This is a genomic window from Massilia sp. X63 (assembly GCF_041023745.1).
Classification (GTDB): Bacteria; Pseudomonadota; Gammaproteobacteria; order Burkholderiales; family Burkholderiaceae_D; genus Telluria.
The window spans coordinates 41,774-64,830 of sequence record NZ_JBFTEF010000007.1; the positions used below are offsets into that span (position 1 = coordinate 41,774).

25 protein-coding genes are annotated in these 23,057 nt (G+C 65.8%); 10 read left to right on the top strand and 15 right to left on the bottom strand.

Annotation, left to right across the window (positions count from 1 at the left end):
* Positions 1-37: 37 nt before the first annotated feature.
* The 14 genes from cheZ to flhD form a co-directional block, all read right to left on the bottom strand.
* Positions 38-688, bottom strand: a complete 651-nt coding sequence (gene cheZ, locus AB3347_RS15125) for a protein phosphatase CheZ (RefSeq protein ID WP_369092627.1) — start codon at positions 686-688, stop codon at positions 38-40.
* A gap of 1 nt (position 689) precedes the next feature.
* Positions 690-1,088: a chemotaxis response regulator CheY gene (gene cheY, locus AB3347_RS15130; RefSeq protein WP_005666673.1), complete on the bottom strand. Its 399-nt coding sequence runs from the start codon at positions 1,086-1,088 to the stop codon at positions 690-692.
* A gap of 121 nt (positions 1,089-1,209) precedes the next feature.
* Complete coding sequence (locus tag AB3347_RS15135) at positions 1,210-2,271, bottom strand: chemotaxis response regulator protein-glutamate methylesterase (protein WP_369092628.1); 1,062 nt, start codon at positions 2,269-2,271, stop codon at positions 1,210-1,212.
* 38 nt (positions 2,272-2,309) lie between these two features.
* Entirely contained in the window at positions 2,310-2,903 is a 594-nt protein-coding gene (cheD, locus tag AB3347_RS15140; protein ID WP_369092629.1) for a chemoreceptor glutamine deamidase CheD, read from the bottom strand.
* 10 nt (positions 2,904-2,913) lie between these two features.
* On the bottom strand, positions 2,914-3,780 hold the full coding sequence (locus AB3347_RS15145) for a CheR family methyltransferase (protein ID WP_369092630.1): 867 nt from the start codon (positions 3,778-3,780) through the stop codon (positions 2,914-2,916).
* A gap of 90 nt (positions 3,781-3,870) precedes the next feature.
* Positions 3,871-4,383 (bottom strand): chemotaxis protein CheW, encoded by a 513-nt coding sequence (locus AB3347_RS15150; protein WP_369092631.1) that lies wholly within the window; start codon positions 4,381-4,383, stop codon positions 3,871-3,873.
* 28 nt (positions 4,384-4,411) lie between these two features.
* Positions 4,412-6,580: a chemotaxis protein CheA gene (gene cheA / locus AB3347_RS15155; RefSeq protein WP_369092632.1), complete on the bottom strand. Its 2,169-nt coding sequence runs from the start codon at positions 6,578-6,580 to the stop codon at positions 4,412-4,414.
* 36 nt (positions 6,581-6,616) lie between these two features.
* Positions 6,617-6,982: a response regulator gene (locus tag AB3347_RS15160; protein ID WP_369092633.1), complete on the bottom strand. Its 366-nt coding sequence runs from the start codon at positions 6,980-6,982 to the stop codon at positions 6,617-6,619.
* A gap of 100 nt (positions 6,983-7,082) precedes the next feature.
* Positions 7,083-7,631, bottom strand: coding sequence for a chemotaxis protein (locus AB3347_RS15165; protein WP_369092634.1), 549 nt, complete (start codon positions 7,629-7,631; stop codon positions 7,083-7,085).
* Between the two features lie 19 nt (positions 7,632-7,650).
* Entirely contained in the window at positions 7,651-8,601 is a 951-nt protein-coding gene (motB, locus tag AB3347_RS15170) for a flagellar motor protein MotB (protein ID WP_369092635.1), read from the bottom strand.
* 45 nt (positions 8,602-8,646) lie between these two features.
* A complete protein-coding gene (motA, locus tag AB3347_RS15175; protein WP_369092636.1) occupies positions 8,647-9,501 on the bottom strand; it encodes a flagellar motor stator protein MotA in 855 nt (284 codons plus the stop codon).
* Between the two features lie 133 nt (positions 9,502-9,634).
* On the bottom strand, positions 9,635-10,381 hold the full coding sequence (locus tag AB3347_RS15180) for a class I SAM-dependent methyltransferase (protein ID WP_369092637.1): 747 nt from the start codon (positions 10,379-10,381) through the stop codon (positions 9,635-9,637).
* Positions 10,382-10,405: 24 nt separating this feature from the next.
* On the bottom strand, positions 10,406-10,987 hold the full coding sequence (gene flhC / locus AB3347_RS15185; protein ID WP_369092638.1) for a flagellar transcriptional regulator FlhC: 582 nt from the start codon (positions 10,985-10,987) through the stop codon (positions 10,406-10,408).
* A 61-nt stretch (positions 10,988-11,048) separates the two neighbouring features.
* A complete protein-coding gene (gene flhD / locus AB3347_RS15190; protein ID WP_369092639.1) occupies positions 11,049-11,366 on the bottom strand; it encodes a flagellar transcriptional regulator FlhD in 318 nt (105 codons plus the stop codon).
* 594 nt (positions 11,367-11,960) lie between these two features.
* Between flhD and kynB the strand changes: the two genes are divergently transcribed.
* The 7 genes from kynB to AB3347_RS15225 are packed head-to-tail and all read left to right on the top strand — an operon-like array spanning position 11,961 to position 17,481.
* Positions 11,961-12,608: an arylformamidase gene (gene kynB / locus AB3347_RS15195; protein WP_369092640.1), complete on the top strand. Its 648-nt coding sequence runs from the start codon at positions 11,961-11,963 to the stop codon at positions 12,606-12,608.
* Positions 12,605-13,861: a kynureninase gene (gene kynU, locus AB3347_RS15200; RefSeq protein WP_369092641.1), complete on the top strand. Its 1,257-nt coding sequence runs from the start codon at positions 12,605-12,607 to the stop codon at positions 13,859-13,861. Before kynB ends, kynU begins: the two co-directional genes overlap by 4 nt.
* Before the next feature lie 8 nt (positions 13,862-13,869).
* Entirely contained in the window at positions 13,870-14,712 is an 843-nt protein-coding gene (gene kynA, locus AB3347_RS15205) for a tryptophan 2,3-dioxygenase (RefSeq protein WP_369092642.1), read from the top strand.
* Positions 14,713-14,768: 56 nt separating this feature from the next.
* On the top strand, positions 14,769-15,902 hold the full coding sequence (locus tag AB3347_RS15210) for an acyltransferase family protein (protein ID WP_369092643.1): 1,134 nt from the start codon (positions 14,769-14,771) through the stop codon (positions 15,900-15,902).
* A gap of 59 nt (positions 15,903-15,961) precedes the next feature.
* Entirely contained in the window at positions 15,962-16,513 is a 552-nt protein-coding gene (locus AB3347_RS15215; RefSeq protein ID WP_369092644.1) for an RBBP9/YdeN family alpha/beta hydrolase, read from the top strand.
* On the top strand, positions 16,510-17,049 hold the full coding sequence (locus tag AB3347_RS15220) for a GNAT family N-acetyltransferase (RefSeq protein WP_369092645.1): 540 nt from the start codon (positions 16,510-16,512) through the stop codon (positions 17,047-17,049). The genes AB3347_RS15215 and AB3347_RS15220 overlap by 4 nt, the downstream gene beginning before the upstream one ends.
* A gap of 33 nt (positions 17,050-17,082) precedes the next feature.
* Complete coding sequence (locus AB3347_RS15225; RefSeq protein WP_369092646.1) at positions 17,083-17,481, top strand: GFA family protein; 399 nt, start codon at positions 17,083-17,085, stop codon at positions 17,479-17,481.
* A gap of 53 nt (positions 17,482-17,534) precedes the next feature.
* On the opposite strand, the gene htpG is transcribed toward AB3347_RS15225, so the two are convergent.
* Positions 17,535-19,454: a molecular chaperone HtpG gene (htpG, locus tag AB3347_RS15230; RefSeq protein ID WP_369092647.1), complete on the bottom strand. Its 1,920-nt coding sequence runs from the start codon at positions 19,452-19,454 to the stop codon at positions 17,535-17,537.
* 221 nt (positions 19,455-19,675) lie between these two features.
* Between htpG and AB3347_RS15235 the strand changes: the two genes are divergently transcribed.
* The 3 genes from AB3347_RS15235 to AB3347_RS15245 all read left to right on the top strand — a co-directional run bounded on the left by AB3347_RS15235 (position 19,676) and on the right by AB3347_RS15245 (position 23,054).
* Positions 19,676-20,137: a RidA family protein gene (locus AB3347_RS15235; protein ID WP_369092648.1), complete on the top strand. Its 462-nt coding sequence runs from the start codon at positions 19,676-19,678 to the stop codon at positions 20,135-20,137.
* A 158-nt stretch (positions 20,138-20,295) separates the two neighbouring features.
* The gene (locus AB3347_RS15240; RefSeq protein ID WP_369092649.1) at positions 20,296-21,489 is read left to right on the top strand and encodes a PLP-dependent aminotransferase family protein; all 1,194 of its coding nucleotides are present in this window, start codon (positions 20,296-20,298) and stop codon (positions 21,487-21,489) included.
* 185 nt (positions 21,490-21,674) lie between these two features.
* Positions 21,675-23,054, top strand: a complete 1,380-nt coding sequence (locus tag AB3347_RS15245; RefSeq protein WP_369092650.1) for a diguanylate cyclase — start codon at positions 21,675-21,677, stop codon at positions 23,052-23,054.
* Positions 23,055-23,057: the final 3 nt, after the last annotated feature.

Here is a 23,057-nt window from a genome sequence, read left to right on the forward strand (position 1 = left end):
AGTGGGTACGCAGCCCGGACGCCGTGCGGCGGACCGCTCAAAAACCGAGACTGTCGAGCAGGTCGTCGACCTGGCCCTGGTCGGCCACGACTTCGCTCTTGCCTTCCGGGTTGATCTGGGGACCGTTGAGCAGGCCGTTGTCGATCTCGCGCCGGATCTCGCTCGGGGCGAAATCGATCAGCACCTGCACCAGCTGCTGTTCGAGGTTCTGGGCAATGCCGGTGATGCGGCCGATCACCTGGCCGGTCAGGTCCTGGAAGTCCTGGGCCATCATGATGTCCATCAACTGGCCGCGGGTGGCGGCAGCGCCCGCGCGCGACTCGTCCAGGCCGGCGATGGTGCGCTGGGCCAGCGCACGCCATTCCTGCTCCGAGGCGCCCTTGTCGAGCAAGGCCTGCCAGGCGCCGGCCAGCTCGCTCGAGCGGGTCTCGATCGCGTCCTGCACGGGGCCGGCGGCGTCGGTGGCGTCGAGCACGCGCTTGGCCGCCTGTTCCGACAGGCGCGCCACGTAGTCGAGGCGGTCGCGCGCATCGGGAATGTCGCTCGCTGCTTTCTCGATCAGCTTGTCGAGGCCGAGACCGCGCAGGCTGTCGTGCAGCGCGCGCGTCATGTGGCCGATCCGGCTCAGCACCTCTTCATGAGGTTCATGCACCTGGGCCTCGGCCTGGGCCGCGGTCTGCTCATGCATGTCAGGCTCCGGCCTTGTCGAGTTTTTCGAAAATCTTGTTGAGCTTCTCGTCCAGGGTGGCGGCCGTGAACGGCTTGACCACGTAGCCGCTGGCGCCTGCCTGCGCGGCCGCGATGATGTTTTCCTTCTTGGCTTCGGCGGTCACCATCAGCACCGGCAGCTTGGCCAGGGCCGGATCGGCACGGATGTTCTGCAGCATGGTCAGGCCGTCCATGTTCGGCATGTTCCAGTCCGACACCACGAAGTCGAACGACTCGCTGCGCAGCTTGGCCAGCGCCATCACGCCGTCTTCGGCTTCGTCGACATTGGCATAACCCAGTTCTTTCAACAGATTCCGGACGATGCGTCGCATCGTCGAGAAATCGTCAACAACCAGAAAACGCATCTTTGGATCAGCCATGAATTACTCCGTTTTGAAACTTGTACTTTGGTTTATTGGATGAAGACCGCATAACAGCCTCCAGAATAGCATTTTTGTTGCCGTACGGCGATAAAATGGCAGCGAACCCACCCCGTTCGGATCAAACACGCAACGCCCGGTCGCCCTGCGAGGCCAGGTGCTCGAGCACCATGCGCGGCAGCGCCTGCAGGCTGCCCACCTCATGGGCGGCGCCCAGCGCGATCGCCTCGCGCGGCATGCCGAACACCACGCAGCTGGCCTCGTCCTGGGCAAAATTGTGCGCGCCCGCCTGGCGCATGTCCAGCATGCCGGCGGCGCCGTCCTTGCCCATGCCGGTCAGGATAACACCGACGGCATTCTTGCCCGCCGCCTGGGCCGCGCTGCGGAACAGCACGTCCACCGAGGGCCGGTGCCGGTTGACCGGCGGGCTTTGCTCGATCCGGGTCATGTAGTTGGCGCCGGAGCGGGTCAGCAGCAGGTGCGAGTGCCCGGGCGCGATGTAGGCGTGGCCCGGGAGCACGCGCTCGTTGCCGGCGGACTCGGTCACGCTGATCTTGCACAGCGAATCGAGGCGCTTGGCGAAGGAACTGGTGAAGCCTTCCGGCATGTGCTGGGCGATCAGGATGCCGGGGCAGTCCGAAGGCATCTGCATCAGGAACTCGCGGATCGCTTCGGTGCCGCCGGTGGAAGCGCCGATGATGATCAGTTTTTCCGACGAGATCAGCGGGCTGCGCAGGGCCGACAGCTGCGGCGCCGGCGTCGCGCCCGGCACCATGCGCTTGATGCGGGCGCGCGAGGCGGCGCGGATCTTGTCGGCGATGAGCTCGGTGTATTCGCGCATCCCGGTCTGGATCGAGATCTTCGGCTTGGTCACGAAGTCGACCGCGCCCAGTTCCAGCGCGCGCATCGTGATCTCGGAGCCGCGCTCGGTCAGCGAAGACACCATCAGCACCGGCATCGGGCGCAGGCGCATCAGTTTTTCCAGGAAGTCCAGGCCGTCCATCTTCGGCATCTCGACGTCGAGGGTCAGCACGTCGGGGTTGTGGCGCTTGATCAGCTCGCGCGCGACCAGGGGGTCGGGCGCCGTGGCCACCACCTCCATGTCGGGCTGGGAGTTGACGATTTCGCTCATCACGCTGCGGATCAGCGCGGAGTCGTCGACGATCAGTACCTTGATTGTCATGCGTCGTCCTTTTCAGGTCTTGGTGCTGGTCATCACGCTCAGAAGAGGTCGATGTCGCCGCCGACCGGTTCGACCTTGAGTCGTTTGGCGTAATCGAGCTCGCGTTTTGCCAGCGTATCGTTTTGGGTCTGCATCAGCTTCTTCACCAGCACCTTGCCGGTCTTGGGGAAGAAGTACACCTTGCGCGGATAGACGTCGTTCAGGTCCGACGCCAGCACCGGGATGCGTTCGGTTTTCAGGAAGCTCATGACGAAGCTGGCGTTGCGCTCGCCCACGTTCATCGCCGTGAAGCCGCGCAGCACGGCGCCGCCGCCGAACACCTTGGCTTCCAGGTTCTCGCGCCGCGCGCCGGCCTTGAGCAGGTCGTTGATCAGGATCTCCATGGCGAAGCTGCCGTAGCGCATCGAGGCCGACACCGGGCTGTTGGCGTCGCCGCCGTCCGGCAGCATGAAATGGTTCATGCCGCCCAGGCCGGTGATGCGGTCGCGGATGCAGGCCGACACGCAGGAGCCGAGCACGGTCACGATCAGCATGTTCCTGCCGGTGTAGTAGTACTCGCCCGGCAGGATCTTGGCGGCGTCGCAGTCGAAGGTGCGGTCGTAGTAGACGTTGGTGGCGAACTGGTTGTTCATGGTCGACGTCTCAGGGCGATTGGCGGCCTGCCGCCTGGTGGAGTTCGTACACCGTCTTGCCGCGCAGGCGCAGCGCATCCGACACGTACAGGAAGTTTTCGGAGTGCCCGGCAAACAGCAGGGCATGCGGCTTCATCAGGGGCACGAAGCGCGCCAGGATCTTGCGCTGGGTATCCTTGTCGAAGTAGATCATCACGTTGCGGCAGAAGATGGCGTCGAACTGCCCCTCCACCGGCCACTCGTTCGCCAGCAGGTTGAGCTGGCGGAAGCTCACCAGCTGGCGCAGCTCCGGGCGCACCCGCGCCATGCCCTCGTTGGCGCCCTTCCCTTTCAGGAAGAAGCGCTGGAGCCGCGCCAGGCCCGCCTTTTCGGCGCGCTCCATCGGGTAGACCCCGGCCGCGGCCACGGCCAGCACGCTGGTGTCGATGTCGGTCGCGACGATCTGCACCGGCGGCGTGAGCGAATTGAAGGCCTCGCAGGCGGTCATGGCGATCGAGTACGGCTCTTCGCCGGTGGACGCCGCCGAGCACCAGATCGTGAGCGGCTTGCCGTCGCGGCGCTGCAGGCCCTGCAAGTGCTCGGCCAGCAAGGGAAAATGGTGGGCTTCGCGAAAAAACGAGGTCAGGTTGGTGGTCAGCGCATTGGTGAAGGCTTCCCACTCCGCCCCCATGCGGCCGCTTTCCAGCTCGTCGAGGTAGCGCGTGAAGGACTGGATGCCGGTCGCGCGCAGGCGTCGCGCCAGGCGGCTGTAGACCATCTCCTGCTTGCTGTCGGCCAGCGAGATGCCGGCGCGCTGGTAGATCAGCGCCCGGACCCGTTCGAAGTCACTGCGCGTGAAGTCGAATTCCTTGACCGTATCGGATCGTTGCTGCGGCACGTCGTTGCCTCTTCCTTGCTAATACTCTCTGCGTTACTCGTGCCGGCACTGCGCAGGGCGGTCGGCTTCGCCGGCCACCCTGCAGCTGCATTACGCTGCCAGCTTGTCCATCAGGCCCATCTCGCCGGACGACATCAGCTTGTCGATGTCGACCAGGATCAGCATGCGCTCGTCCACCGTGCCCAGGCCGATCATGTAGTCGGAGTTGAAGGCGGTGCCCATCTCCGGGGCCGGCTTGATCTGGTCCGGGGTGAGCGTGGTCACGTCCGACACGCTGTCCACCACCATGCCCATGATGCGGCCGCCGATGTTCAGGATGATCACCACGGTGAACTGGTCGTACACCGGGGTGCCCAGGTTGAACTTGATGCGCATGTCGACCACCGGGATGATGATGCCACGCAGGTTGATCACGCCCTTGATGAATTCCGGTGCATTGGCGATGCGGGTCACCGCTTCGTAGCCGCGGATCTCCTGCACCTTGAGGATATCGATGCCGTATTCCTCGGAGCCGAGGGTAAAGGCCAGGAATTCGCTGCCGGCGCCCTCGTTGGCGCCGCCCGCGGCGCCTTCATGCAGCTTGTTGTTCAGTGCAGTAGACATGTTCACGTCCTCTTGGGTTGATGTTTTGTTAAAGACTGGACGAAGCGAGCGCATCGCCCAGCAACTGGCGCGAGGAGCGCACCAGCGCAGCCACGTCCAGGATCAGTGCGACGCCGCCGTCGCCCAGGATGGTGGCGCCGGAGATGCCGGCCACCTTGCGGTAATTCGCTTCCAGGTTCTTGACCACCACCTGCTGCTGGCCCACCAGTTCGTCCACGAACAGCGCGGCCTTCCTGCCCTCGGTCTCGAGGATCACCACGATGCCTTCGGACGGATCGGTGATGCGCGGGGTGATGTCGAACATCTGGTACAGCGGGATCAGGGGCAGGTATTCGCCGCGCACCTTGAGCACGCGACCGCGTCCCACGATCTCGCGGATGTCCTGCGGCGCCGGCTGCAGCGACTCGACCACGAAGGACAGCGGCAGGATGTAGACCTCTTCGCCGCTGCGGATCGACATGCCGTCCAGGATGGCCAGGGTCAGCGGCAGCGAGATCGAGATCGTGGTGCCGAAACCGCGCGCCGAGCGGATGTCGACCGTGCCGCCCATCGAGGCGATGTTGCGCTTGACCACGTCCATGCCGACGCCGCGGCCGGACACGTCGGTCACCTGCTCGGCGGTCGAGAAGCCCGGCGCGAAGATCAGCTGCCAGACTTCCTCGTCGCTCATGTTGTCGCTCACGGCCAGTCCGTTCTGGGCCGCCTTGGCCAGGATGCGCTCGCGGTTCAGGCCCGCGCCGTCGTCCGAGACTTCGATCACGATGTTGCCGCCCTGGTGGCCGGCCGACAGGAACAGGCGCCCCGCGTCCGACTTGCCGCTGGCCAGGCGCGCGGCGGGCATCTCGATGCCGTGGTCGATCGAGTTGCGCACCAGGTGGGTCAGCGGATCGACGATGCGCTCGATCAGGCCCTTGTCCAGTTCGGTTGCGGCGCCGTTGGTGATGAAGTCGACCTTCTTGCCCAGCTTGCCGGCGAGGTCGCGCACCATGCGCGGGAAACGCGAGAACACGAAGTCCATCGGCATCATGCGGATCGACATGACGGCTTCCTGCAGCTCGCGCGTGTTGCGGCCCAGCTGGCTGATCGAATTGAGCAGGCGCTCGTGCGCCATCGGGTCCAGGTTGCCGCTGCGCTGCTCCAGCATGGCATTGGTGATCACCAGTTCGCCGATCAGGTTGATCAGCTGGTCGACCTTCTCCACCGACACGCGGATCGAGGAAGATTCGGCATGCGGATCCTTCTTCGCCGCGGCTTTCTTCTCGGCCGTCTCGCTCGTTTCGAGGGGCTCCGGGCGCTGCGACGGCGCCGGCTGGGCCGGCGGCGCGTCGCCGATGCCGGCCAGCGCGCGGATCTGCTCGATCGGCTGGAAGAAGCCGTAGCCGCGCTCGTCGTCGGACAGCTCGACTTCGCCGGCGGCGCCGGCCTCGCCCTCGTCGTCGACGTCGAAGAAGCCGTAGCCCTGGCTGTCCTCGATGCGCTTGCGCTCGGCGGCCTCGATGGCGCGCTGCTCCGGGCTCAAGGGAGGGGCCTCGAAGATCTTCAGGTCTTCGGGATCGAGCACGAAGGAGCAGATCGCGATGATGTCGTCCAGGCTCTCGTGGGTCGTGATGACGATGGCGCTGCGACCGCCGTCGAGCGGCGTGACCTTCACCCGGCCCATCAGGCCGAGTTCGTCCACCAGGGCGCTGATGTCGCGCTGCTCGACCACCGGCAGTTCGATCTTGTAGCGGTGCGCGCCTTCGGTTGGGTGATGGGCCTTGCTCTCCGCCGTCAGGTAGGACGGCGCCACCACCGCGGCCTGCGGCACCAGGCCTTCGGCCAGGTCGTGCAGCACCATGCGCACGTTGGCGACCGCTTCCTGGTCGACCGCGCCGCCGTGGCGGTGGCCGTCGAGCTGCATCTTGAGGATGTCCTTGGCCGCCAGGAAGGCGTCCACATGCTTGCTGGTGAGCGCCATCTCGCCCTTGCGGATACGGTCCAGCAGCGACTCGAGCACGTGCGTGACCCCGCTCATGTCGGTCAGGCCGAAGGTCGAGGCGCCGCCCTTGACCGAATGCGCGGTGCGGAAGATGGCGTTCAGGTCCTCCGGGTCGGGCGCGGCCACGTCGACGCCCAGCAGCAGCCGCTCCATTTCGGCGAGCAGTTCCTCTGCCTCGTCGAAGAAGACCTGGTAAAACTGGCTGATGTCGATCGTCATGGTGAAATCCGTTCTGATGCCCGATGCGTCATGGCCTTAGCCGATGACTTTTTTCACGACCTCGATGAGGCGCTGCGGATCGAAGGGCTTGACCAGCCAGCCGTTGGCGCCGGCGGCGCGGCCCTTGGCCTTCATCTCGTCGGACGATTCGGTGGTCAGCATCAGGATCGGGGTCTTGGCGTAGGTCGGCAGCGTGCGCAGGGTCTTGATCAGGGCCAGGCCGTCCATGCGCGGCATGTTCTGGTCGGTCAGGACCAGGTCCACGCTCTGCTGCTTCGCCTTGTCGAGGCCATCCTGGCCGTCCACGGCTTCCACCACGTTGTAGCCAGCCGCCTTCAGGCTGAAGGCCACCATCTGGCGCAGCGAACTGGAATCGTCGACCGCGAGAATCGTTTTTGCCATGTTTTGCTCCTGCTATCTTGAATCCGGACTGTGCCGGTTGAATGTTAAGTGCTGAATGCCAACTTGTACTATCGCTTGTTCCGTGTCGCCGCCGGCGCACTCAGAAGAGTTCGATGTCCCCGCTTTCGAGGTGGCGCTGCTCCACCGACTTGCGCAGCATGCTGCGCAGCTCGAGCGACTGGATCGCCAGCGCCATGCTGACCTTGCCCAGGCGTTCGACGATCTCGTCGCTGTCGGTCTCGGGCGCGATCTCGGCGCCGTGCTCGCTGAGCGTGCCGAGGAAGTCGCGCAGGCCGGTGACGCGGCGCAGGGTGCGGTCGATCAGCTGGCTGGTCATGTCCTGGAACTGCATGCTGGTGATGGCCGAGTTCACGTGCTGGCCGATCTCGCCCGACATGTCCGCCAGGTTGGCGCTGTCTTCCGCGCTCGGCGTGCCGCCGGCCAGCAGGCGGTTGATGGCCTCCTGGCGCGCGCCGACCGCCGTGTGGATCGCCATGAAGCTGCTGGTCAGCTTGTCGATGGCTTCCTCCAGCAGCAGCTCGGTCTGCAGCAGGTCGGTCTCGACCTCGGTGAGGTGGCGGCGTCCGTGGATGGCCACGCCCGACAGCAGGCGCTTCACGTGCGATCCCAGTATCTTTTTTCTTTTCATTCCAGTCTCCAGTCCTGGATTATCTTGCTGCGGCGGCGGGTGCGCCGCCGGCCGTCACGACCGCTTCGGCCGCCGCGGTGGGCTGCTGCGCCGGCACCTCGAGCGAAGCGGCGTCGCGCTGGACGGCTTCCTCGGTGCGCTTGTTCATCACGATGATGCTGATGCGCCGGTTGATCGGGTTGAACGGATCGGTGCGGTCGAGCGGCGCGGCCGAGGCCAGGCCCACCACGCGCAGCACCTTGTCGTCGCCCAGGCCGCCGCGCACCAGTTCGCGCCGCGAGGCGTTGGCGCGGTCGGCCGACAGTTCCCAGTTGCTGTAGCCGGCGTCGCTCGGGTACGGGGTCGAGTCGGTGTGGCCGGACAGGCCGATCTTGTTCGGCACCTCGTTGAGCACCATGCCGATCACGTTCAGGATGTCCTTGGTATAGGGCTGCAGCTCGGCCTTGGCCAGCGCGAACATCGGGCGGTTCTGCTCGTCCACGATCTGGATGCGCAGGCCTTCGCTGGTGATATCGAGCAGCAGCTGGTTCTTGTACTTCTTGAGCAGCGGGTTGACCTCGATGACCGACTCGATCTTCGACTTGAGCGACTGCAGGCGGTCGGCTTCGGCCTTCGCCACCTGGGCCTTGGCCGCTTCCAGGTTGTAGGTCTTCGAACTCGGGTCGATGTCGCCCTTCTTGACCTGGCCGTTGCGGCGGGTCAGGTCGGTGCCGCCGCCCTTGATCACCGACGAGGAGTCGCCGGCGCCCGAGCCGCCCGCCATCGCCACCTTGAGCGGCGTCTTGAAGTATTCGGAGATGCCTTCCAGGTCGCCCTTGGCGGTCGAGCCGAGCAGCCACATGAGCAGGAAGAAGGCCATCATGGCGGTCACGAAGTCGGCGTAGGCGATCTTCCAGGCGCCGCCGTGGTGGCCGCCCTGCACCTTCTTGATGCGCTTGACGACGATGGGGCGCATGCCTTCGTCAGCCATGCCCGCCTCGCGTGTCTACCTGTGTGCTGGAAACCGGCATCGGTCTTACTTCTTCTTCTTGATGTGTTCTTCGAGTTCGGCGAAACTCGGGCGCTCGGTCGAGTACAGCACCTTGCGGCCGAACTCCACGGCCAGCGCCGGTGCATAGCCGTTCAGGCTGGCCAGCAGCGTGACCTTCACGCACTGGAACATCTTGGTCGATTCTTCCAGCTTCTGTTCCAGCACGCTCGCGAGCGGACTCACGAAGGCATAGGCCAGCAGGATGCCGAGGAAGGTGCCGACCAGCGCCTTGGCGATCAGGATGCCCAGCTCGGCCGGCGGCAGGCCCACCGATTCCATCGTGTGGACCACGCCCATCACCGCCGCCACGATACCGAAGGCCGGCAGGCCGTCGCCGATCTTGGCGATCACGTGGGCCGGGATCGCACCCTCGTGGTGGTGGGTCTCGATCTCGTTGTCCATCAGGTTTTCGATCTGCATCGCGTCCATGTTCCCGGACACCATCAGGCGCAGGTAATCGGTCATGAACTCGACGATGTGGTGGTCGGCCAGCACCGCCGGATACTTGGAGAACAGCGGCGAGGCTTCCGGCGCCTCGATGTCGCCTTCGATCGACATCAGGCCTTCCTTGCGCACCTTCGAGAGCACGTCGAACTGCAGCGCCATCAGCTCCATGTACATGTCCTTGGTGTACTGCGACCCCTTGAACACGCTCGGCAGGGCCTTCATGGTCGCCTTCACCGACTTCATGGTATTACCGACGAAGAACGCGCCCAGGGCTGCACCGCCGATCATCACAAGTTCGACCGGCTGCCACAGCGAAGCCAGGTGGCCGCCGGCCCAGGCGAAGCCGCCGAACACACAGGCGCAGACGACGAGGTAACCGAGAATGACTAACAAGGGAATTCCGCTCCAGGTACGCCGGGCTGGTGCTCCGGCTGTCTTAAATAAGTGATTTCAAGCAAAGTTGACGCAGGGAACCACTCTAGCGGGAGAACGGCCCATCGGCAAGCAAAAAGGCCGGTTTTGTCGCCTAAAAGTGCCACAAGTACAGGGCAGGACCACCCTCTGTGGGATAGACGGTACGGTCGGGCAAACGATCGTCGATGACGAATTCATAACTCAGCAGCACGGAGCCGGGTCGCATCTCGCGCGCCGCCTTGCGCCATAGCGCCCCCATGGCGGCTGGCGACAGGTAGGCGAACACGACATCGTATTGCGCGAAATCCAGATTTTCGTAATCGCCGCGCAGGAAGCGCGCCCCGCTTCCCGCGAGCCGCGCGCGCAGCCGGCTGAGCAGCCAGGGCAGCGGGGCCAGCTCGATGCCGCTGGCCTGCACGCCGGGCCGGCGCGCCAGATGCAGCACCAGCCCGCCCAGCCCGCTGCCGATGTCGATCGCCCGCAGCGGCGCCCGCGCCGGCAGCAGGCCGACCACCGCTGCCCACACGCGCCGGTTGGACGGGTAGTACGGCACCTGGGTGCGGTAGGTGGACCAGTACAGCAGCAACAGGAACAGGAAGATCGCCAGGAACACCAGCGGCGGGATCGCCAGCTGCGCCGCGCCGAGCAGCGCGAGGGGAAAGCAGAATTGAATCGGGCGCCACCAGCTGGCCAGGCCGCGCCACCAGCCCAGGGTGGCGGCGAGCAGGCCCTGGATCAGGGCCACGGCCAGGTAGGACATCGGGATGCCGGCGCTGGCCAGCAGCCAGGTGACGGCCAGGCTCAAGGGAAAGGCGGCGGCCTGCAGCAGCAGCGCGGCGACGGCCGGCTTCAGCGACATGCGGGCATCAGGGACATGCGGGCTTCACTTGCCCTGGCTGGCAGCGGTGGCGGCGGCAGCGGCGGCCGCCGCGTCCTTGGCGTCTTTCGCCTTGCGGGTCTTGCCGGCGCGCGAAGGCATATGGCACAGGCCGCACAGGTAGCCGGCGTTCAGGTCGAGGGCATTCACGACGAACTTGCCCTGGCACTTGCCGCACGGAGCCAGCACCAGCATGCCGCTCTGGAAGAAGCGCACCAGGGTCCAGGCGCGCGTCAGCGACAGCAGCGGCTCTTCGCCCGGCTCGGGCGGCATCTGTTCGAGGTAGAGCTGGTAGGCCTTCATCACGGCCTGGATGCCGCTGGCGCCGGCATGTTCGACCAGGAAGTTATGGATATTGATGAAGAGCGAGGAATGGATATTCGGTTGCCAGGTCAGGAACCAGTCGGTCGAGAAGGGCAACATGCCCTTGGGCGGAGAGACGCCCTTGAGTTCCTTGTAGAGCTTGAGCAGGCGCTCGCGCGAGAGCGAGACTTCGGTTTCGAGCAGCTGGAGGCGCGCTCCCAGGTTGATCAGTTCGATCGCAAGCTGGATTTCCTGCGCTTCCGATACGACACTTTTCTTGCTCATCCCTGCTCCCGCTCCGATATTACCTTGCCATGCAGCCCCGAGGGGGCCGCTCAGCGGGATTTTATACGATCTCTTCGACCGCTTGGCCGGCCATCAGGATCGCAGCGTGCGATTGGGCCAGGCTGCGGTCCTTGGTGTGGCTGGTCAGCATCGACAGGATGGCGGTGTCGTCGAAGCGGAAACGGGCCAGCATCATGTTGCCGCTTGCCAGCTTCAGGATCTGGGCGTTGCTCATGCTTTCGATCAGTTCGGCGATGTCGGCGGAGATGCCGAGACGGAAGATGGCGGTGACCTTGTCTGCGCGGATCATCTGCTGGGCCAGCATCAGGTAGCTCAGGTTAGCGTCGCGAATTTCAGCCATCATGTCGTTCATCGTCATTTCCATCTCTCCGTCATCCGTTTTCCCGGCAAACAATGTGTTGCCGTTGAGATAGATTCTGACCGTGAGGAAACTTTTTCGGTATTGGACGAACTCTGTATTTTTCGTCCGCGAAATGACGGCAAGACCCGTAGGAGTTTGTCTGACAAACCCTGTTGGATCACTCTGGCGCCCCTATGAAAACGGGGCTGTGGGAGGTGCTGGAAACCAGCTGAATTGTGCTCGCTCGACGGGACGTCTGTCGTGCGTTTGATACGGTTTACGTCAAGCTTCAGGGAAACTTTAGGGTTTTCGCAAAATATTTTTCACGCTTCCCCGGCCTCTCCACTCCTTTAACGGCGCCCTTTTCAGCAACTTGAGGGTTTCTTGAAAATATTTTTCAAGACCTTTTATCGCGCTTCTGGTAGGGGTAACGGCAGGGGTTCCGGGAACTTTAGCGTTCTTGACGAAAATTTTTAAAAATTTTTTAGCTCTTCAGAAAGTTGGCATCAAGCCAACAAAGCAGGACGGCAGCCGCTGGAACTTGCTACACTGCGAGGCTGGAAATAACTTCAGGCTTCAACGATCCGCTATCTGCACTCAGCAAAGGCAAGCATGGAATCTTTACGACTCTGGGACATCAGCCCGACGATCTCGGCTGCCATCCCGGTCTGGCCCGGCGATACGCCCTTCGAGGCCGCGCCCACCTGGCAGATCCAGGACGGCTGCCCGGTCCGGGTCAGCCGCATGACGATGACGACCCACCTCGGCGCCCATACCGACGCCCCCAGCCACTACGACCCGGCCGGCAGCGCCATCGACCAGGTCGACCTGCGTCCCTACATCGGACCCTGCCGCGTGATCCACTGCATCGGCGTGGCCGCGGTCGAGCCGGGCCACCTCGCAGGCAAGCTCGATGGCGCGCCGGCACGGGTGCTGCTGCGTACTTACGCCAGCGCGCCGCAGGATGCCTGGGACCCGGCCTTCCCCGCCATTACCCCGGCCGCCATCGCGCTGCTGGCCAGCCGCGGCGCGATCCTGGTGGGCACCGACGCCCCCTCGCTCGACCCGCAGGATTCCAAGACCCTGGACGCCCACCATGCCGTACGGGCCAGCCGCATGGCCATCCTGGAAGGCATCGTGCTGGACCAGATCCCCGAGGGCGACTACGAACTGGTCGCCCTGCCCCTGAAATTCGCAGGCATGGACGCCAGCCCGGTGCGCGCCATCCTGCGGGAACTGCCAAGCAAGGAAAGCGCATGAGCACCCCGATGACCCGTGAAGACTGCCTCGCCCGCGACGCGCGCGACCCGCTGCACGCCCTGCGCGAGCGCTTCGACCTGCCCGAGGGCGTGATCTACCTCGACGGCAATTCGCTCGGCGCCCGCCCGAAGGCCGCGCTGGCGCGCGCCCAGGAAGTGGTTGCGCGCGAATGGGGGCAAGACCTGATCAAGAGCTGGAACACGGCCGGCTGGTTCGACCTGCCCAAGCGCCTCGGTGACCGCCTCGCCCCGCTGATCGGCGCACGCCAAGGCGAAGTCGTGGTCACCGACACCACCTCGCTCAACCTGTTCAAGGCGCTGGCCGCGGCCCTGCAGCTGCAGGCCCAGGGGCCGGCAGCCTCCCGCCGCACGCTCGTCACCGAACGCAGCAACTTCCCCACCGATATCTACATGGCCGAAGGCCTGGCCCAGTGGCTACGGCAGGGCTACCGGGTGCGCCTGGTCGATTCCGTGGACGAGATTCCGGCCGCGCTCGACGCCGACTGCGCGGTGCTGATGCTCACCCACGTCAACTACCGCACCGGCTACCAGCACGACATGGTCGGCCTCACCCGCCAGGCCCACGCCGCCGGCGCCCTGGCGGTCTGGGACCTGGCCCACTCGGCCGGCGCGGTGCCGCTCGACCTGCACGCGGCGGAGGCCGACTTCGCGGTCGGCTGCACCTATAAATACCTGAACGGCGGCCCCGGCGCACCGGCCTTCATCTGGGTCCCGCAACGCCACCAGGCGGCCTTTTCCCATCCGCTCACCGGCTGGTGGAGCCATGCCCGGCCGTTCGCGATGTCGCACGGTTTCGAGGCATGCGAAGGCATCGGACGCGCCCTGTGCGGCACCCAGCCGGTGCTCTCGCTGGCGCTGGTCGAGTGTGGGCTGGAAGTGTTCGAAGCGACCACGATGGCCGCGCTGCGCGAGAAATCGCTGCTGCTGACCGACCTGTTCATCGAGCTGGTCGAGTCGCGCTGCGGCGGCCACCCGCTCGGCCTGGTGACGCCGCGCGACCATGCGCGGCGCGGCAGCCACGTCAGCTTCACCCACCCACACGGCTATGCGGTGATGCAGGCCCTGATCGCGCGCGGCGTGATCGGCGACTACCGCGAGCCGGAGATCATGCGCTTCGGCTTCACCCCGCTCTACACCAGCTTCGCCGACGTGTGGGACGCGGTGGCGATCCTGAAGGACATCCTCGACCGCCGGGACTACGACGCGGCGCTCGAACGCAGCGCAGTCACCTAGGAGCCATCGTGAACGACAAGGCACAAACCACGCCGGAATGGCATGGCGCGAAACTGGACTTCAAGGAGTCCATGAGCTACGGCGACTACCTGGGCCTGGATAGCATCCTGTCGGCCCAGCACCCGCTCTCGCCCAACCACAACGAGATGCTGTTCATCATCCAGCACCAGACCAGCGAGCTGTGGATCAAGCTGATGCTGCACGAGCTGCAGGCGGTGCGCCGCCACATCCGGGAAGGCAACCTGCCGCCGGCCTTCAAGATGCTGGCGCGGGTGGCGCGCATCATGGACCAACTGGTGCACGCCTGGGACGTGCTGGCGACCATGACGCCGCCCGAGTACACCGCGATCCGGCCCTACCTGGGCGCGTCCTCGGGCTTCCAGTCCTTCCAGTACCGCGAGCTCGAATTCATCCTCGGGAACAAGAACCCCAACCTGCTCGCGGTGCACGAGAAGTCGCCCGAGGCGCACGCCATCCTCGAGAAGGAGCTGCACGCGCCTTCCGTCTACGACGAGGCGGTGATGCTGCTGGCGCGCAGCGGCTTCCCCATCGCGCCGGAACGCCTGGCCGCCGACCCGACCCGGCCCACCCAGCCGGACGAGAGCGTGAAGGCGGCCTGGCTGGGCGTCTACCAGGACACCGAGCACCACTGGGCGCTGTACGAACTGGCCGAGAAGCTGGTCGACCTGGAGACCGCGTTCCGCTTCTGGCGCTTCCGCCACGTGACCACGGTCGAGCGCATCATCGGCTTCAAGCTGGGCACCGGCGGCACCTCGGGCGCCAGCTACCTGCGCAAGATGCTCGACGTGGTGCTGTTCCCGGAACTGTTCGCCCTGCGTACCGCGCTCTGACCGCCGGCCCGCGCGGGCGGTGTATGATCGCCTTGTTCGCTTGATAAAAAGAAAAAATGTCGACCTCGCCGCCCGTCCTCGGGCAGTCGTTCTCCCTTTACCTCGACCTGACCCGCCTGCTGGCGGCGGTCATGGTCGTGTTCGCCCATTTCGCCTACTTCGGCGTGATCCCGCAGGGGGCGTGGGGCGTCCTGCCGGCCATGGGGCGCGAGGCGGTGATCGTGTTCTTCGTCCTGTCCGGCTACCTGATCGCCGCCACCACGCTGCGCTCCGGCCAGCGCCCGTCCGCGCGTGCCTATGCGGCGGCGCGGCTGTCGCGGGTGTATTCGGTGGCCTTGCCGGTCCTGCTGCTGGCGCTGGCCGGGGCCGCCGCCGCACGCGCCCTCGGCGACGCCATCCCGTCGCACGCCTACGTGCTCGACAAGCTGTACCTGTACCTGCCGCTACACCTGCTGTTCCTCGGCCAGCACTGGAGCCTGGCCGAAGTCCCGCCCTATCTGGTGCCCTGGTGGTCGCTCGACTACGAAGCCTGGTACTACCTGCTGTTCGGGCTGGCCTGCTACCTGCGCGGCGCGCGCCGCGCCATCCTCGTCGCGCTGGCGCTGGCCCTGATGGGCTACAAGCTCTGGCTGCTGCTGCCGATGTGGCTGGCCGGGGTGTGGCTGTGCCGCAGCTACCGCCGTCCGTGGTTCACGCCGGCGGCGGCCAGGTGCGGCTGGGCGGCGAGCCTGCTGCTGCTGGGCGCCTGGGTCGGGCTGGATGCCGAAGCGCCGCTGCGCGCCGCCGCCCTTGCCTGGTGGCCCTTTCCGTCCCTGCCGCTGGGCAGCGCCGACCGCTTCCTGGGCGACTACCTGCTGTGCGCGATCGTGCTGGCCAACTTCGCCTGCGCGCGCGATGCCGACTTCGCGGCGCTGCTGCGTGTCGCCCCGGCGCTGCGGCGGGCGGCCTCCTATACCTTCACGCTCTACCTGTCGCATGCGGTGGTGATCGGGCTCTGGCTGGCGCTGTATCCGCACGATCCGCGCTCGCACGCCGACATCCTGCTGCTGGCCGCCGCCATCGCGGCCGCCACCCGTGCGCTCGGCGCCGTGACCGAACACCGCCGCGACGCCTGGCGCGCCTGCTTCGCACGGCTGGTGGCGCCGCGCCACGTGTCCGCCGGCGACGCGCAGGACAAGACCGCGGCCTGATACCGCCGGCGCTTTCGACGTACAATCGTCCTTGATTTTTTCCCAACGACGGAGGCGCGATGAAGTGCGACGTACTGATCCTGGCAGGACTGTGGAACTCCGGCCCCGAACACTGGCAAAGCCAGTGGCAGGCGCGCTATCCGGCCTGGACCAAGGCCGCGCACCGCGACTGGAACTGTCCCGAGCGCGACGAATGGGTGGCCGAACTGGACGCCGCGATCGCGGCTTGCCGCGGCGCCCCGATCCTGGTCGCGCACAGCCTGGGCTGCATGCTGGTGGCGCACTGGGCTGCCAGCCGTTCGCCGCTGAAGGTGGCCGGCGCCTTCCTGGTGGCGCCCAGCGACGTCGAAGCGCCCAGCTACCCGGTGCCGGTGAACGGTTTCGCCCCGATTCCGCTCGCGCCCCTGCCCTTCCCGAGCATGGTGCTCGCCAGCGGCAACGATCCCTACATCACGCAGGAGCGCGCCGGCGTTTTCGCTGCAAGCTGGGGCAGCCGGCTGGTGCCGATCGGCGATGCCGGCCACGTCAACGCCGACTCGGGCCACGGCCCCTGGCCGGAAGGCGAACGCCTGCTGCAGGAATTCTGCGACCAGCTCGGGCAACCCGCATGAGCGTCCTGGAGACGGCGCGCCTGCGCCTGGAGCCGATCTGCCCCGCCCACTACGAGGGGCTGCGCGTGCTGAACGCCGACCCGGCGGTGCAGCGCTACATCGCCGGCCGCCCGGAAACGCCCGAGGAAACGGCAGCCATGATCGCGCGCGTGCAGGGGCGCTGGGCGCAGTTCGGCCATTCGTGGTGGAGCTTCATCGAACGGGACACGGGCGAACTGGTCGGCGCCGGCTGCATCCAGCACCTGGGACACGACCCGGCCAACCAGCACGAGATCGGCTGGCGCCTGCGCCCGGACCGCTGGGGCCGCGGCTACGCGAGCGAGGCCGCGCGCCGCATGGCGGCCTTCGCATTCGACGACCTGAAAGCCCCGTCGCTGGCGGCGATCTGCCATCCGGAGAATGCCGATTCCGCCAAGGTGATGCAGCGGCTCGGCATGCGCTACCGGGGCGAAGAGGTCTGGCATGCGCAGACGGTAGCGGTCTACCAGATCGACGCATCGGAATTCGCGGCGCTGCGCCGGATGGCGGCCGCCTGATCGCACCACACGACAACACAAGGCAACAACAGCATGAAGACCTACCACGGCAGCTGCCATTGCGGCAGCGTACGCTTCGAAGCCGACATCGACCTGGGCGCCGGCACCATCAAGTGCAACTGCACGATCTGCACCAAGATGCGCTTCTGGGCAGCGCAGGTGCCGTCCAGCGCCTTCCGCCTGCTGGCAGGGGGCGGCAGCCTGCGCGAATACCGCTTCCACACCCGCCAGGACGCCCATTATTTCTGCGGCCAGTGCGGCATCAACACCTTCTCGACCGGCACGTCGGCGGCGCTGGGGCCTTTCCATGCGGTGGTGCTGGCCAGCCTGGACGACCTGCCGGTGGAGGAACTCCTGGCCGCGCCGGTGCGCTGTCTCGACGGCCGCAACGACAACTGGGTGACGCCGCCCGCCGAGACGCGCCACCTGTAGGCGAAAAAAAACCGGGACACGCGGCCCCGGTTCGGTGTGGCTGACGAAAACGCTTACTTCGCCGTCGCCAGCAGCATCTCGTTCAGGCGCTTCACAAAACTGGCCGGATCGCTCAGGCTGCCGCCCTCGGCCAGCATGGCCTGGTCGAACAGGATGTGCGACCAGTCGGCGAAGCGCGCGCCTTCCGCGTCCTCGTACTTCAGGCGCGTCACCAGCGGGTGGTTCGGGTTGATCTCGAGGATCGGCTTCGATTCCGGCGCGTCCTGGCCGGCCGCCTTCAGCATGCGCAGCAGGTTACCCGACAGCTCGTTCTCGTCCGCGACCAGGCAGGCCGGCGAATCGGTGAGGCGGAAGGTCACGCGCACGTCCTTGGCCTTGTCGCCCAGGGCGCCCTTCATCTTCTCGACCAGTTCCTTGTAGCCAGCTTCGACTTCCTGGTGCTCCTTCTTCTCGGCTTCGTCTTCCAGCGCGCCCAGGTCCAGGCCGCCCTTGGCGACCGACACCAGTTCCTTGCCTTCGAACTCGCTCAGGAAGGACAGCATCCACTCGTCCACGCGGTCCGTCATCAGGAGCACTTCGACGCCCTTCTTGCGGAAGATCTCGAGGTGCGGGCTGTTCCTGGCGGCGTTGTAGCTGTCGGCGGTGACGTAATAGATCTTGTCCTGGCCTTCCTTCATGCGCTCGACGTAGTCGGCGAAGGACACGGTCTGGTCGGCCGCATCGTTGGCGGTCGACGCGAAGCGCAGCAGCTTGGCGATGCGGTCCTTGTTGGTGGCGTCCTCGCCGATGCCTTCCTTGAGCACCTGGCCGAATTCCTTCCAGAAGGTGGTGTACTTGTCGCGACCGGCCTGCTCTTCCGAGTTGGCCATCTCTTCCAGCATGCCCAGCACGCGCTTGGTCGAGCCTTCGCGGATCACCTTCACGTCGCGCGACTCCTGCAGGATCTCGCGCGAGACGTTCAGCGGCAGGTCGCTCGAATCGATCACGCCCTTGATGAAGCGCAGGTAGGTCGGCATCAGCTGCTCGGCGTCGTCCATGATGAAGACGCGCTTCACGTACAGCTTGATGCCGGCGCGCTTGTTGCGGTCCCACAGGTCGAACGGGGCGTGCGCCGGCACGTACAGCAGCTGGGTGTACTCGCTGCGGCCTTCCACGCGGTTGTGGGTATGGGCCAGCGGGTCCTGGAAGTCGTGCGAGACGTGCTTGTAGAACTCGTTGTACTGCTCTTCGGTGATGTCGCTCTTCGAGCGCGCCCACAGCGCGCTGGCCTGGTTGACGGTCTCGAACTCGTCCTTCAGGACGGTCTGCTTCTGCTCTTCGTCCCACTCTTCCTTCTGCATCACGATCGGCAGCGAGATGTGGTCCGAGTACTTGCGGATGATCGACTTCAGCTTCCACGACGACAGCAGCTCTTCCTCGCCGGCGCGCAGGTGCAGGATCACGTCGGTGCCGCGGCTGGCCTTCTCGATCGCTTCGATGCTGTAGTCGCCTTCGCCGGTCGATTCCCAGCGCACGCCTTCGGAGGCGAAGGCGCCGGCGCGGCGGGTATTGACGATGACGCGGTCGGCCACGATGAAGGCCGAGTAGAAGCCCACGCCGAACTGGCCGATCAGGGCCGCATCCTGCTGCTGGTCGCCCGACAGCTTGCTGAAGAATTCCTTGGTGCCCGACTTGGCGATGGTGCCCAGGTGCGCGATGACTTCGTCGCGGCTCATGCCGATGCCGTTGTCCGAAATCGTGATGGTGCGCGCATCCTTGTCGAAGCTGACCTTGATCTTCAGTTCATGGTCGTTGCCGTACAGGGCGTCGTTGTTGATCGCCTCGAAGCGCAGCTTGTCGGCCGCGTCGGAAGCGTTCGAGATCAGTTCGCGCAGGAAGATCTCCTTGTTCGAGTACAAGGAGTGGATCATGAGCTGCAACAGCTGTTTTACTTCTGCCTGGAAGCCAAGGGTTTCTTTTTCGGCAACTGCCATCTTGTTCCTCGTGTTAATTCAGGTTGGGAATAGCGCCCGGGGGCGGATTGCAGCCATATTGGGCTCGCGGAAAGCTTTTCAAGGGGCGGTTTTGGAATAAAATAAGAAAAACACAACAGGGGGACGGCGCCGGCGCAGGCCCGCCCCGGCAGCGGAACATAGGCATTGTGGCTGGCCCGACGTACAATACCTGCTTCTTTCACTGCAACGTCAATCAAACCATGTCCGTCTACGACAAACTCAAAGAACTGAACATCACCCTGGCCGCGCCGGCCACCCCGGCCGCCGCCTACGTCATGTACGTGCAAACCGGCAACCTCGTGTTCATCTCGGGCCACATCGCCAAGAACGCCGACGGCTCGCCGAACGCCGGCATCCTGGGCAAGGACAAGACCACCGCCGACGGCCAGGCCGCTGCGCGCTCGGTCGCCATCGACCTGCTCGGCACCCTGCAGGAAGCCGTCGGCGGCGACCTGAACCGCGTCAAGCGCATCGTCAAGGTGATGAGCCTGGTCGCCTCGACCCCGGACTACAACGAGCAGCACCTGGTCACCAACGGCTGCTCCGAACTGATCGGCGAAGTGTTCGGCGATGCCGGCAAGCACGCGCGTTCGGCCTTCGGCGTCGCCTCGCTGCCGCGCGGCACCTGCGTCGAAATCGAGATGATCGCCGAAGTCGCCTAAACATTTGTTTAGACGAGCATTGCATTTGTTTTAAATTCGTACCGATCGCGGGCTGGGCCTACCCGGCCCGGTCCATCCCCGAGGCCGCCTACCCGCGTGCCTTATAATGGTCCGGCACTACCCGTGCGGTCCCTTCCTGAGAGTCCTGTGAGAACAGCATGAAAATCGACAATCCAAATCCCATCCAGTGGCAGTTTTCGGAACGCGCGCAGCAGCTGCAAAGCTCGTTCATCCGCGAAATCCTGAAGATCACCCAGCGTCCGGAGATCATCTCCTTCGCCGGTGGCCTGCCGTCGCCAGCCACGTTCCCGGTCGAGCGCATGAAAGAAGCCTACGACAAGGTCCTGAGCGAGAACGGCAAGGTCGCGCTGCAGTACGGCCCGACCGACGGCTATGGCCCGCTGCGGGAATGGATCGCCAACTCGCTCTCCACGGAAGGCAGCCGCATCCTGCCGGAACAGATCCTGATGACCTCGGGCTCGCAGCAGGCGCTCGACCTGCTGGGCAAGGTCCTGATCGACGAAGGCAGCCGCGTGCTGGTCGAAACCCCGAGCTACCTCGGCGCCCTGCAGGCCTTCTCGGTCTACCGTCCTGAATTCGCATCGGTCGACACCGACGAACACGGCCTGGTGCCGTCCTCGATCGACGCGATCGCGCAAGGCGCGCGCCTGCTGTACGCGCTGCCGAACTTCCAGAACCCGACCGGCCGCTCGCTGTCGGTCGAACGCCGCCAGGAACTGGTGGAGACCTGCGCGCGCCTCGGCCTGCCGCTGATCGAGGACGACCCTTACGGCACCCTGTCCTACCGCGGCGAGCCGATGCCGAAGATGGTCGCGATGAACCCGGAAGGCGTCATCTACATGGGGTCGTTCTCGAAGGTGCTGACCCCGGGCATCCGCCTCGGCTACGTCTGCGCCCCGCTGCCGCTGGTGCGCCGCCTCGAGCTGGCCAAGCAGGCGGCCGACCTGCACACCGCCCAGCTGACCCAGATGGTGGTGCACGAAGTGGTCAAGGACGGCTTCCTCGACCAGCACATCCCGACCATCCGCAAGCTGTACGGCGACCAGTGCCAGGTGATGCTGGACGCGATGACCGAACACTTCCCGGCCAGCGTGACCTGGACCAAGCCGGAAGGCGGCATGTTCATCTGGGTGACCCTGCCGAAGAGCATCGACGCCATGAAACTGCTCGACCAGTCGCTGGCCGCCCGCGTGGCCTTCGTCCCGGGCGCGCCGTTCTACGCCAACGAACCGGCCACCAATACCCTGCGCCTGTCCTTCGTGACCGTGCCGCCGGAACGCATCCGCGAAGGCATTGCCATCCTCGGCAAGCTGATCAAGGACATGCTGTAAGCACCACACGGCTTGCCGAGGGGAAACCGCCGGTTAGCGCCGGCGCTTGACCGCGAGTAGCGGCGCTACAACAGCGCTACAATATTCAGCGCAGTTTGTGTGCTTGTGGCAACAAATGTTGTCACAAGGGCCGGGGATCGGAGTATGATTTCCGACAGACAACACCCCGGTTTCCCTGCAAGCGAATGAACCACCCTGCTTTCGCGCCCGCGCTGCCCGTACGCCAGGCTGCGATCCTGATCGTCGACGACGCGCCCGCCAGCCTCGGGCTGCTGCAGGATATGCTGCGCAGCCACGGTTACCGGACCTTCGTCGCGATCTCCGGCGAACGCGCGCTCGACCTGGCGCAGCGGGTCCAGCCCGACCTGATCCTGCTCGACGTCATGCTGCCCGGCCTGGACGGCCTGGAGACCTGCCGCCGCCTGAAGGCCAACGCCGCCACCGCCGACATCCCGGTGATCTTCGTCAGCGCCTGCTCCGACACCGAGGACATCGTCGCCGGCTTCGACCAGGGCGCCGCCGACTACATCGCCAAGCCGCTGCGCCTGCCCGAAGTCATCGCGCGGGTGCGCGCCCAGCTCAACTTCCGCTCGGCCAGCCAATCGCACACCCAGCAGGCTGCGCGCCTGCGCATGATCGTCGAGGGCATGGACGAGGGCCTGATGCTGCTCGGCCAGGACGGCCGCATCCAGTACGCCAACCCGGCCAGCGAGCGCTGCCTGGGCTACAGCGAGACCGAACTCGCGGGCCGGCCGCTGGCCGCCCTGCTGGCGGAGCCGGCCGCGAACGACTACGCTGCCTATTTCGACCGCCGCGCCCCGAACCCGGACCCGCAGGGCGGCGACGCCGTCCCGGAGCGCTGCCGCGGCACCCGCGAAGTGCTGCTGCAGCAGCGCGACGGCAGCCTGCGCGCGATGGACCTGAGCCTGTCGCCGATGGCCTCGGGCGAACAGCTGTACGTCGCCCTGCTGCACGACATCACCCACCACAAGCAATCCGAGAACGCGCTGCAGCGCGCGGCCCTGGCCGACCCGCTCACCGGCATCGCCAACCGCCGCCAGTTCGACGCCTGCCTCGAGCGCGAATGGCAGCGCGCGATCCGCACCGTGCGCCCGCTGTCGCTGCTGGTGCTGGACGTCGACCATTTCAAGCTCTACAACGACCTGCTCGGCCATGCCGCCGGCGACCAGTGCCTGCAGGCCGTGGCCAGCACGCTGCAGGCGCACGCCCTGCGCGCGACCGACCTGGCGGCGCGCTACGGCGGCGAAGAATTCGTGCTGCTGCTGCCCGACACCCCCTACGGCGGCGCGGCCAAGCTGGCCGAATCGATCCGCACCGACGTCGAACGCCTGCGGGTGCCAAATCCGCGCTCGACCACCTCCGACTTCGTCACCGTCAGCATCGGCGCGGCGACCTTCGTGCCGACCCAGTTCGACGACATCCGCTCGCTGTTCCTGACGGCCGACCGCGCCATGTACGAGGCCAAGGCGGCCGGGCGCAACCGGGTGCTGGCGGTGGAAGGCGGCTACGCCTGGGAAGCGATGCACCGGGCGCTGGCGCGCTGACTC